The organism is Rhizobium sp. SEMIA 4085 (genome assembly GCF_013004495.1).
Taxonomy (GTDB): Bacteria; Pseudomonadota; Alphaproteobacteria; order Rhizobiales; family Rhizobiaceae; genus Rhizobium; species Rhizobium gallicum.
The window spans coordinates 1-9,803 of sequence record NZ_JABEPH010000225.1; the positions used below are offsets into that span (position 1 = coordinate 1).

The 9,803-nt window shown below is 58.9% G+C and carries 12 protein-coding genes, 1 tRNA gene and 1 pseudogene; 9 read left to right on the plus strand and 5 right to left on the minus strand.

Features of this window, described 5'->3' with window-relative positions; genetic code table 11:
• Positions 1–71 precede the first annotated feature (71 nt).
• Positions 72–1,283 (plus strand): annotated as a pseudogene (locus tag C9413_RS20760) (UbiH/UbiF family hydroxylase).
• Between the two features lie 58 nt (positions 1,284–1,341).
• On the opposite strand, the gene C9413_RS20765 reads toward C9413_RS20760, so the two are convergent.
• Entirely contained in the window at positions 1,342–2,091 is a 750-nt protein-coding gene (locus C9413_RS20765; protein WP_039844839.1) for a cytochrome c biogenesis CcdA family protein, read from the minus strand.
• A gap of 194 nt (positions 2,092–2,285) precedes the next feature.
• Between C9413_RS20765 and C9413_RS20770 the strand changes: the two genes are divergently transcribed.
• A tRNA-Lys gene (locus tag C9413_RS20770) sits at positions 2,286–2,361 on the plus strand.
• A 225-nt stretch (positions 2,362–2,586) separates the two neighbouring features.
• On the opposite strand, the gene C9413_RS33635 is transcribed toward C9413_RS20770, so the two are convergent.
• Positions 2,587–2,772, minus strand: a complete 186-nt coding sequence (locus C9413_RS33635; protein ID WP_082046511.1) for a hypothetical protein — start codon at positions 2,770–2,772, stop codon at positions 2,587–2,589.
• 178 nt (positions 2,773–2,950) lie between these two features.
• Complete coding sequence (locus C9413_RS20775; RefSeq protein WP_039844840.1) at positions 2,951–3,133, minus strand: DUF3606 domain-containing protein; 183 nt, start codon at positions 3,131–3,133, stop codon at positions 2,951–2,953.
• A 135-nt stretch (positions 3,134–3,268) separates the two neighbouring features.
• On the opposite strand from C9413_RS20775, the gene C9413_RS20780 reads away from it, so the two are divergent.
• The gene (locus C9413_RS20780; protein WP_133937784.1) at positions 3,269–3,709 is read left to right on the plus strand and encodes a hypothetical protein; all 441 of its coding nucleotides are present in this window, start codon (positions 3,269–3,271) and stop codon (positions 3,707–3,709) included.
• A 729-nt stretch (positions 3,710–4,438) separates the two neighbouring features.
• Here C9413_RS20780 and C9413_RS20785 read toward each other — a convergent pair.
• The gene (locus C9413_RS20785) at positions 4,439–4,642 is read right to left on the minus strand and encodes a hypothetical protein (protein ID WP_022715545.1); all 204 of its coding nucleotides are present in this window, start codon (positions 4,640–4,642) and stop codon (positions 4,439–4,441) included.
• A gap of 220 nt (positions 4,643–4,862) precedes the next feature.
• Positions 4,863–5,048 carry a hypothetical protein gene (locus tag C9413_RS33640; RefSeq protein ID WP_039844841.1) on the minus strand — a complete coding sequence of 62 codons (186 nt, stop codon included), beginning with the start codon at positions 5,046–5,048 and terminating at the stop codon, positions 4,863–4,865.
• A 65-nt stretch (positions 5,049–5,113) separates the two neighbouring features.
• Between C9413_RS33640 and C9413_RS20790 the strand changes: the two genes are divergently transcribed.
• The 6 genes from C9413_RS20790 to C9413_RS20815 form a co-directional block, all read left to right on the plus strand.
• Entirely contained in the window at positions 5,114–5,275 is a 162-nt protein-coding gene (locus C9413_RS20790) for a hypothetical protein (RefSeq protein WP_170250846.1), read from the plus strand.
• 1,389 nt (positions 5,276–6,664) lie between these two features.
• Complete coding sequence (locus tag C9413_RS20795) at positions 6,665–6,874, plus strand: hypothetical protein (RefSeq protein WP_039844843.1); 210 nt, start codon at positions 6,665–6,667, stop codon at positions 6,872–6,874.
• Positions 6,874–7,248 carry a GFA family protein gene (locus C9413_RS20800; protein WP_039844844.1) on the plus strand — a complete coding sequence of 125 codons (375 nt, stop codon included), beginning with the start codon at positions 6,874–6,876 and terminating at the stop codon, positions 7,246–7,248. Before C9413_RS20795 ends, C9413_RS20800 begins: the two co-directional genes overlap by 1 nt.
• Positions 7,249–7,394: 146 nt before the next feature.
• On the plus strand, positions 7,395–8,690 hold the full coding sequence (locus C9413_RS20805; protein ID WP_170250847.1) for an efflux RND transporter periplasmic adaptor subunit: 1,296 nt from the start codon (positions 7,395–7,397) through the stop codon (positions 8,688–8,690).
• A gap of 11 nt (positions 8,691–8,701) precedes the next feature.
• Positions 8,702–9,418, plus strand: a complete 717-nt coding sequence (locus C9413_RS20810) for an ABC transporter ATP-binding protein (RefSeq protein ID WP_039844846.1) — start codon at positions 8,702–8,704, stop codon at positions 9,416–9,418.
• Positions 9,408–9,803, plus strand: a 396-nt coding sequence (locus C9413_RS20815) for an ABC transporter permease (protein WP_170250848.1), incomplete at its 3' end; no start/stop codon positions are given. The genes C9413_RS20810 and C9413_RS20815, both read left to right, overlap by 11 nt.

Below are 9,803 nucleotides of genomic sequence, written 5' to 3' on the forward strand. Positions count from 1 at the left end.
TGGGTGGGCGCCGCCGGGCGGAGCCGGCGGATTACGGCCGGTGCGCCGGTTCGGAGGACGGAAGCGATGCATTGAACCTTTTCGAGGGGGCGGTGACCGGCGGCGGTCCCGCCGGCGTGGCGGCCGCGACCCCCCGGGCGCGCGGCGGCCGCGGCGTGGCGCTGATTGCGCCTCCCGCCGCGACCGAGGACCGGCGCACGACGGCCCTGATGGATCAGTCGATCCGCTTCCTTGATCGCCTGGCTCTCTGGGAAAAGCTGAAGCCCGAGACCGCGCCGCTGAAAAGCATGCGCATCATCGACGGCACACGTCGCCTGCTGCGTGCACCAACCACGACGTTCCGCTCCGTCGAAGTCGAGCTCGATGCCTTCGGCTACAACTTCCCGAACAAGGCTTTGACCGAGGTGCTCGAGGCGGCGGTCGCCATCGAAGGCAATATCACGCGCTTCACTGCTTTTGCTGACAGCATTGATATCGGCGAGAATGCCGTTTCCATTATGCTGGCGGGCGGCGAGATGCTGTCTGCAGATTTTGCTGCCGGCGCCGACGGTCGCAAGTCGAAGCTTAGAGAAAAAGCCGGCATTGGCGCGCGCAACTGGTCCTATCCACAGTCGGCCATGGTGCTGAATTTCGGCCATTCGCTGCCGCACGAAAACACCTCGACGGAATTTCATACCGAATGCGGCCCCTTTACCCAGGTACCCTTGCGCGGCATCCCCCGCACCGCTGTCTGGGTAAGCACTCCGTCTGGTGTGCCCGCCGGTCTCGCATTGTCGCTGGCCGATTTGACCTGTGCCGTGGATGAGTGGCGGCTGTCGGTGCGCGGCAGGTGGAGGGTCGAGTAGGGCGTCCAGTTTTGGCCCCTGTGGGGCAGGGTGGCCCACCGCTTCGGCAGGGGCCGGATGGCGCTGATCGGGGAACCCGCGCACTTTTTCCCGCCGATCGGAGCACAAGGCCTCAATCTCAGCCTGCGCGATATCATGGCGTTGACGGATATTCTCTGCGACCGGGCCGAACTGCCGATACCAGCCGATTCGGGCGATCGGTTTGACCGCAGGCGCCGCGCCGACATCATGACGCGAACGGTCAGCGTCGATTTGCTGAACCGCTCGCTTCTCTCCGGTTTCCTGCCGGTGCAGATGCTGCGCGCCGCGGGCCTCCACATGCTCTCGGCGTTTCCACCTCTACGCAGCGTCGTCATGCGCGAAGGCATAGAGCCGGGTCGCGGATTGCGTGATATTCCGACTGCCTTGCGGGAAAAACTCAGCCGGAAGAAAGGCTGAACTGATCGCGGTCGGTACGGCGGCTTACTCTTTGCAAGGCAGGCATGATTTGCTGCCTTTAGCCAATCCGCATCAAGATCGGAAAGGTCTGCTGGAACCAGATGGCAGTATCGCTGACGAAACCGAAGATGAAGGCAAGCCCCGTGAGCACGAGGAAGCCTCCCATGATCTTTTCGATCGTGCCGAGATGGCGGCGGAAGCGCGCCAGAAAATTCATGAAGGCACCGGAAAAGCCTGCGGCGATCCAAAAGGGAATAGCGAGGCCGAGCGAATAGACGGCGAGAAGCCCCGCGCCGGAGCCGACGGTCTCGCGCGATGCTGCAACCCCCAAAATGGCACCGAGCACCGGCCCGATGCAGGGCGTCCAGCCGAAAGCGAAGGCGAGCCCCATGATATAGGCGCCGGTCAGCGTCGCCGGCTTTCCGCCGCTCTGGAAACGGGCCTCGCGGGCGAAAAGCCCGATTCGGAAGACGCCGAGGAAGTTTAGTCCCATGAGGATGATGATGAGGCCGCCGATCTTTGCCAGAAGGTCCAGATGCTGGCGCAGCAGCATTCCGATGCTGGAAGCGCCGGCGCCCAGCGCGACGAAGACCGTGGCGAACCCGAGCGTGAAGAACAGCGCCGAAAACAGCACCCCGCGGCGGACATCGGGCGCAACCGCAACAGCATTGCCGCCCCGGAACTGCTCGACGGATATCCCCGCCATGTAGCAGAGATAGGGCGGAACGAGGGGAAGCACGCAGGGGGAGAGAAAGGAGAGGGCACCCGCAAGCAGGGCGCTCAACAGGGAAATATCGGCAATCGACACGCATTCTCTCCGGCTGCAATCTGGCGGATGTTTAGCGCCGCAAACAACCGAAAGCCAATCACCTTTTCGAGCCCCGGCAAGAAATATGCCTAACGCGGCGAAAAAGGGAGATTTTTCGGTTGACCGCAATAGGTCGCCTGCATATGTTCCGCGCACTTCCGGCCGGGGCTGTTTTTGAGTTCAAGGCGTCAAGGGAGAGCGTAGCTCAGCTGGTAGAGCAACTGACTTTTAATCAGTAGGTCCCGGGTTCGAACCCCGGCGCTCTCACCAAAAATTTACCAGCGAAATCAGATTCTTACCGACACTCCTAGATGGTTTTTTGGCGAGATCATGAGGCGAAATTACCTGATTCTTACGGCGTTTACGGCACATGTGCTAAGATTGCCGGCACATGAATGGCAAACGGCACACGTTTATGCGAGGTCCTCTGAGATCCTGTCGAATGCATCTTTGTGATTCTCGCTAGGGAAGAGGGCGATCGATGACGGGACGGCCCTACCGCCACCGCGGCTCTCGTGTTGCGTTGTGCAGCAATTCGCTGGCGGACGCAAATGGTCCAAACAATTGTAGAAGTCGAGCCTCTTCTTTCTCGTTGAGCCGGCGCCGCTTGGAAAAATCCTTGACTGACCAAACACGTGTCGTGGCTCCGGTGCCGACGATATTAGGTTCAACTCGCTGCATACGCTACTCCTCCCATACAGTTGGGGAGACCTATACCAAAGTATAATTTAGAAATAAATAAAATAAGACGTGTGACGCTTTTTTTGCGTCGTTCACCCATCCGCATGGCGCTGCCTCCTCCGGCAACGTGATGATCTGCGGCCGGTTGAGCTTGCAATTAGGCTCCCTGCCGCTTTTGCTATTTGATCTTTTCTGCCGCCTTATTCGCGGCGTCACGATCTGAGCCGTGCTTCTTCACGATCTTCTCAGCCTGCTCCTTTGAGATGCCGTGCTTCTTCGCGAAGTAGCTCACCTCGTACGGTTCACCAGCCGCTACCCGGCTCCGGTCAGGTTTGCCACGCTTGCTCTTGTCGTCTGCCATTGTGGTCCTCCTTCCACTGCAGGTTCTGAACGTATGACCGAATCCAAGGTTCCCCATCGACGCAGCGGGCCAAAGTCTGGCATCGTCTTTACGATACCAGCAGAGTGAAAACCACCGCGCCAATACCAGTTGGCAATGGAGCCGCTTTGTCGTTTCTGCCTGATCACAGAAGAAGTGACCGAGGCCACGATCGTCGACCACATCAATGCTCATAAAGGCAATGGCGAACTTTTCTTCGATCAGTCGAACCTGCCGTCATTGTGCAAACATCAAGCCTCGTGTTCTTCGCTGGATACAGGGTTTGCGACGGCATTTTTGACCGCGGCTATGGTGCGGCCAGCGCCAGAAGCCGCACGGATTGCCGTAATGCAGGCCGCCAACGAATCCCTACAAAACAATATTCAGGAGCTCCAGCGTGAAGCTGGTAAGATCCTGATGCCGGAAAGCCTGTGCTTGGTGCTCCCAGCGTGCGCCGAGCAAGTCAGGCATGAAAGAAATCAAGGGCGAACGCCGTGCCTTGAATGTCATCGGCCAACTTTGCGCATGCAGGCGGTTGGATCTCGACCTCGACAATGAAGTGAAGCCTGTTCGGCACCATCAGCATACCTCCCCAATGTGCCCGCGCCGTACTTAGGTGGCGCTCGTGAAAGGCGGATCGCGTAGCAGTGCAAGGGTCATTGCACATCACAGGAGGGCTGTAGCCACGCGACCCGGTTTCTAACATTCAAGACTGTCAAATGTTCCTGGCTTGACGCGCTGTCGGCTTTGATCGGCCGGAAAGTGGTCAATCACGAGGCGTGACGGCACTTGCCGGATCGTAGTTGAAAACCTCCAGCGCCACCGGAAATGAAAACTCCCAGATAGGATCATCATATCGACGCAAGGTCTTCACTATCCGTCCATCCTTATCGGAATCCCAAAGGTCCATATTGGCGCGTTGTCGGGAAATTTGTGACAACAAGCGACGTTCCCACCGGTCCGAATGCTTCCTCGCTGCGTGTAGAATGAAGGCAATCGCCGAACCGATGAACTCGGGGCAGGTCTTTGCTGAAGTCGGACCGCTTACCCGCTTGTTGGTCGGCTGATCTATGAGGTTATGAACCTGGAACCCGACGCCGCTCCTGGGTAGGGTGTGAATCCTTGCGCTATTCGATCTGAGCGCGGACGCGAGGCTTTACGGACTGCGGCTGATGAAACATCCGACAGAAGGCGCTTCACATACGTTGCGCAGGCCGGGAAGGTGCATGACACGTTCTACGAAAGGGCAAAGTGGCGCCGGGAAGCGCCGTAGGCAGCGAACGACCATCACTCCGCAGCGAAAGGTGCTGCATAGCGGCTCGAATCTCGTTCGATAGCATCCAGAGAGTTCATCAAGTCGACAAAGTCACAGGCTTCGGCCCAAGACATGCCACTCACCTTCACGTCACCAAGCGTGGCAGGCTCCATCGTGAGCCCATCCACAACAAGCCACTTGTCATCGACTTCATGTCGAAGATTGAAACGTCGCATCGCAAAGTCTCCAAACGGTGAACCGCGGTACCATATTTTAGGAGGGATGAATATGAGAAAGTTAACCGCCGTTAACGATAAAATATCGCGATCAGCAAAGCCACCGGCGTAGCCGGTGCACACCAAGACTGGGAAAATCGGTTACAAATACAAAACGTATTCCGAGGCCGCTATCGCGCTCAAGGCCAACCAAGCGAAACGCAGCAGGACGCGCTCACGATTACCGCCACTTCGGTGCCCGTTTGGCGTTGTGCATGAGCTCGCATGCAGTCGCGAATGGACCAAACAGCTGAAGTAGTCTCGTTTCTTCTTCCTCGTCCAATCGATGTCGCGCGCAGAACTCGGTCACCGACCAGACCTTCGTTGCCATATTGGAATCTGCATTTTCCGGCTCAACGCGTTCCATGGAATCCTCCCGCTCCTAATGCGAGAACACTACTAAAGTCTAATTTAGAAGCAAATGAAATAACAATGCAGGCGGGATATTTGTTGCTCTCCAATGCCAGCCCTCGCGCGCCTCAAGCCAAGGCCGGCATGCAGGAGCACATCGCTCAGTTGCTTCGCGCGATCGAAGGCGTGGCTAACCGCATCGACGGTCTGACGAGCGGCTTGAAAGGGCGTTTGAGCGGATAACGAAACGACGCGCAGTTGACGGCGTGTTCTGGGGCATCCACGCGGTGATTAACCCTACATATTGGCCGTCTCATGACATCGTTGGTTAATGCCGACCGCCGCTTGCACAGCGGTGTCGGGAACCAGAATTTCACGGGCGCGGAAGTGGCGATCTACCTGCCTGAACCCGTGGCTGCGTTCCCATCCGGCATTGGAGCCTTCGGCACGGTCTTCGAACCTGCCGACATCGTCTCGGCCCCCGCGACAGCAATGTCATCAACTACGGCGTCGGCAACGGTCTGCACATCAATTGGGCGAACGGCACGGCTAAGGTGGCAATCTTGACCGCGTTTAAGACGTTCAGGCGATCGGATATCCAACGATATGACCGAATAGGCGTCGGGCAGATCTCAAAATAACATCACTTAGCGAAGGTTGAGGGCCGTGAAGGAACTCTACGCCAGCGCGGGTCAACGAGAAATGCATGCAGACGTCGAAGCCGGAGCTGTTTTCCTCAACTAGATCCATCTCCCAGGCCTCACTGAGACCCGGCAAATTGGTATTCATTTCCTCAGAATCGGACACCGGGTATCGGGCCCATGCCTCAACGGTCAGAAGCGCATTTCGGATTTGTGTCATGCAAGTATCGCAAGTCCCAGAAAGTTGATTAACCGAACAAGAAATACTTAAGCATACTTGAAATTTATTGTCGAGTGACTTGGAAGTGACACATGGACTATTTTTGGGGGGTGCCGGGGTAGCAAGGCGGCGAAGATGACCAGCCAGCGATCCTGTAAACAGTGCTGTTCTTCTTTTGCGTGTTCGGCTTGATCTTCTGGAAGTACTTGGACAGCAAGCTAACTGCGGAACGAAATGAGACTGAGAAGGTTGCCGAACCCCTTGCGGCACCTAGGCTGCATACGGCTGAGCACTATGTCTCCAAGCGGGGACCTCGGCAAACCACAGATCAGATCATGGACGCGATGCGGCTCGGCTACGAAGCAGCAGAATTGCTGACAGTCGGGCCCGCCTTCGAGCAGGCATTTTGCGCCTCCGGATCCGAGAACGTAATGGCGGAGACCCAGCCGCGGACCTCCTGTAGCCCGATTGCCAGGTCTCCTGCCGTAGCGGGGAGGGGTGTTCTACGGCCCGATAACGTTGATCGGCTTTCGTTGAGTCGGTCCATTTCAATGAACCGGTAAGGATAATAGCCGGTAAATATCCACCGCATGCGTCTCGATCCGAGGCATCATTAGAAGGAGTCTCCCACACCAACTGACGCCGAGTGTTTCGTTATGCGCCGCGGAGGGCTCGACGGTTCGAGCCTTTAGTCTGTCGTTTTTCGGGCTTCAGCAAGCTTCCCAACCGCCCTGAGCGCCCTAACTTCCGGGTTGTATAAAGGAGGTTGCCATGGCCGAATCTGCCAATCAGACGGTGCCGACGCGCAGAGTGTTGCGCGGCCGGCCTTACAGCATAAACGAATTCGCCCGGAAATACCGTTTGGATGAAAAGGAGGCCAAGCGGCTCTATGAAAAATTCGGACCGTCGGCGACCGAGCTCGATCTCCTGATGGCCGCCAAGCGCAAGCCGCCGAGGCTGCCGCTGGATTTCGACGCCTGATGAGAATGCGCACTGGGGGCTGCCTTTGCGGCGCCGTCAGATATGAAGTGAAGGGCGAGCCGCTTCGTGCCGGGCTATGCCACTGTGCGGACTGCCGGAAAGAGAGCGGCTCGGCCTTCGTCACGTTCGCCGTATGGCCGCTCGCGGCATTCGAGCATTCCGGTTCGGTCGCGACATATGAAGGCCGCAGCTTCTGTCCGGCGTGCGGCGGTCGGCTGTTTTGTCTTACCGAGAAGGAGGCGGAGCTCCGACTTGGATCTCTCGATGATGCGCCGATGGAAATCGAGCCGCTCTACGAGGTGTGGATCAAACGCCGCGAAAGCTGGCTGCATCCGCTGCAGGGGAGCGACCAGTATCAGGAAGATGCCGGCTAAAGCGGACTTTTCATTACCAAGATTTAATTGCACTTTTTCGTCATTCCGTGCGAATGCGCCTCTAACGCTAATTTCCGGTTCATCTTCGCTATGACTATTTGGATGGTAAACGGAGCAGGCGCTTCTAATGTTGACTTGAGGGTCTTATGGACGATTCCGGAAGCGGCAGGAAGGCTGCAGCAGCCAATACCGATCTTGCTGCCGTCCTAGCGGCCTCCGCCAAGCGCGGCAAAGGCCGCCGCTGGCGCGGCCGCCTTATCGCCGCTGCAGCATTGATCGCGGTCGCCGGGACCGGTGCCTATTTTTACAACGGCCGCGGCGGCAACGGATACAGCTATGTGACGCAGCCGGCAAAGCGCGGCGACCTGACAGTTCTCGTGACGGCGACGGGCTCGGTGCAGCCGACGGAGCAGGTCGACATATCGAGCGAACTTTCCGGCACCGTGCGCGACGTCAATGTCGACTACAACAGCGAGGTCAAATCCGGCGAGGTGCTGGCAGTTCTCGATACGAACAAGCTGGAGGCCGATGTGAAGAGCTCGCGCGCGAAACTCGATTCGGCCAAGGCGAATGTGCTGAAGGCGAATGCCGATCTGCTGTCGGCGCAGGTTTCGCTGGAACGCTTGAGGAGCCTCGTCAAAGGCAGCGTCTCGACGCAGCAAAGCCTTGACGATGCGACCTACAAATACGAGTCCGCCGCAGCCACGAAGCAGATCAACGAGGCGGAAGTGCTCTCTGCCGAGGCCGACCTGCGGCTCGCCGAGGTCAACCTTGCAAAGGCCAGGATCGTTTCGCCGGTTGACGGCGTTATCCTGACGCGCTCTGTCGATCCGGGTGCCACCGTCGCCGCGTCTCTTTCGGCGCCGGTTCTCTTCACCATCGCCGGCGATCTCAGGAAGATGGAACTGCAGGTCGATGTGGACGAGGCCGATGTCGGCCAGATTGGCGTCGGGCAGAAGGCGCCCTTCACGGTCGACGCCTATCCGAACAAGTCCTTTCCCGCCGAGATCGAGCAGATCCGCTTCGCCTCCGAGACGACCAACAATGTCGTCACCTACAAGGCCGTGCTTTCGGTCGACAACGCTGATCTCCTCTTGCGCCCGGGTATGACGGCAACGGCGGATATCACCGTCGAGGCCGTCAAGGATACCCTGATGGTGCCGAACGCCGCGTTGCGCTATGCACCGCCAGAAGCCGAATCGCGCGGCAGCCGCGGCATCTTCGGTCTTTTCCGCCCGCCGCGTATGGGGCCTCGCTCCGGCGGCAACCGCAGTGAAGCGCTCACCGGCGCCAAACGGCGCGTGTGGGTGTTGCGCGAGGGCCGCCAGGTGCCCCTCGTCATCCAGGTTGGTTCCTCGGACGGTCAGTTGACACAGGTCACGGCCGGTGAACTCAAGGAAGGCGATGCGCTTGTGACCGACGCGACGACACGGACGCAATAGGCGGGCGAACGATGACCAGTCCGCCGCTTCTCGAATTCAGGCAGGTATCGAAGATCTATGGTCACGGCGAGGCGGCGATCCGCGCGCTCGACCATGTCGATCTCCGGATCGGCGCCCATGAATTCGTTGCGATCATGGGGCCGTCGGGGTCAGGCAAGTCGACGGCAATGAATCTCCTCGGCTGCCTCGATGTTCCGAGCGCCGGCGACTACGTCTTCCAGGGCATTTCCACGAGCGGTTTCGGTCGCAGTCAGCTGACGCTGCTGAGACGCCATATGCTGGGCTTCGTTTTCCAGGGGTTCAATCTTCTCGCGCGGACATCGGCGGTCGAGAATGTAGAGTTGCCGCTGATCTACCGCGGTGTCGCAGCGGGCGAGCGCCACCGGCGCGCCAAGGAAGCGCTCGGCTTGGTCGGACTGACGGGGCGCGAGCACCATAAGACGCAGGAGCTTTCCGGTGGCCAACAGCAGCGCGTGGCAATCGCGCGCGCGATCGTCACCGAACCAGCCCTGCTGCTTGCCGACGAGCCGACCGGCAATCTCGACACGAAAACCAGCGCCGAGATCATGGATCTGATGACGCGGCTGAACCGGGAGCAGGGCATCACCATCGTCATGGTCACGCATGAACCCGACATTGCGGCCTATGCAGAGCGCATCCTCCGTTTCGTTGATGGAAAGCTCGAAGCCGAGGTCGCGCATCAGGGCGAGGCGGATCATGTTTCTTGAAACACTGAAACTCGCGCTGCGCGCCATTAGCCGCAACATCCTGCGTTCCTTCCTCACCGTGCTCGGCGTCGTCATCGGCGTTGCCGCCGTCATAGCCTTGGTGACGATCGGCAACGGCACCACAGAGCAGGTCTCCGCAGAGCTCTCGCGGCTCGGGACCAACATGCTCTTCGTGCGTCCCGGCCAGTTCGGTCCGGGGCGCGCGAGCTCCGAGGCGAGACGGTTCACCGTTAAGGACGTCGATGCGATCCGCGATCAGCTAACTGGCCTACGAGCAGTCGCGCCACTCAACCAGACGACGGCGACGGCGATCTACGGTGGCCAGAGTCATTCGACTACCGTCATGGGCACGACCAACTACTATTTTATCGCGCAGGACTTGGAC

Excerpts from the sequence above, each read along its gene's own strand:
- C9413_RS33635 (WP_082046511.1), bottom strand. The coding sequence starts at position 2,772 with ATGCAGCGAGTTGAACCTAATATCGTCGGCACCGGAGCCACGACACGT.
- C9413_RS20775 (WP_039844840.1), bottom strand. The coding sequence starts at position 3,133 with ATGGCAGACGACAAGAGCAAGCGTGGCAAACCTGACCGGAGCCGGGTA.
- C9413_RS20780 (WP_133937784.1), top strand. The coding sequence starts at position 3,269 with ATGGAGCCGCTTTGTCGTTTCTGCCTGATCACAGAAGAAGTGACCGAG.
- C9413_RS20785 (WP_022715545.1), bottom strand. The coding sequence starts at position 4,642 with ATGCGACGTTTCAATCTTCGACATGAAGTCGATGACAAGTGGCTTGTT.
- C9413_RS33640 (WP_039844841.1), bottom strand. The coding sequence starts at position 5,048 with ATGGAACGCGTTGAGCCGGAAAATGCAGATTCCAATATGGCAACGAAG.
- C9413_RS20790 (WP_170250846.1), top strand. The coding sequence starts at position 5,114 with ATGCAGGCGGGATATTTGTTGCTCTCCAATGCCAGCCCTCGCGCGCCT.
- C9413_RS20795 (WP_039844843.1), top strand. The coding sequence starts at position 6,665 with ATGGCCGAATCTGCCAATCAGACGGTGCCGACGCGCAGAGTGTTGCGC.
- C9413_RS20800 (WP_039844844.1), top strand. The coding sequence starts at position 6,874 with ATGAGAATGCGCACTGGGGGCTGCCTTTGCGGCGCCGTCAGATATGAA.
- C9413_RS20805 (WP_170250847.1), top strand. The coding sequence starts at position 7,395 with ATGGACGATTCCGGAAGCGGCAGGAAGGCTGCAGCAGCCAATACCGAT.
- C9413_RS20810 (WP_039844846.1), top strand. The coding sequence starts at position 8,702 with ATGACCAGTCCGCCGCTTCTCGAATTCAGGCAGGTATCGAAGATCTAT.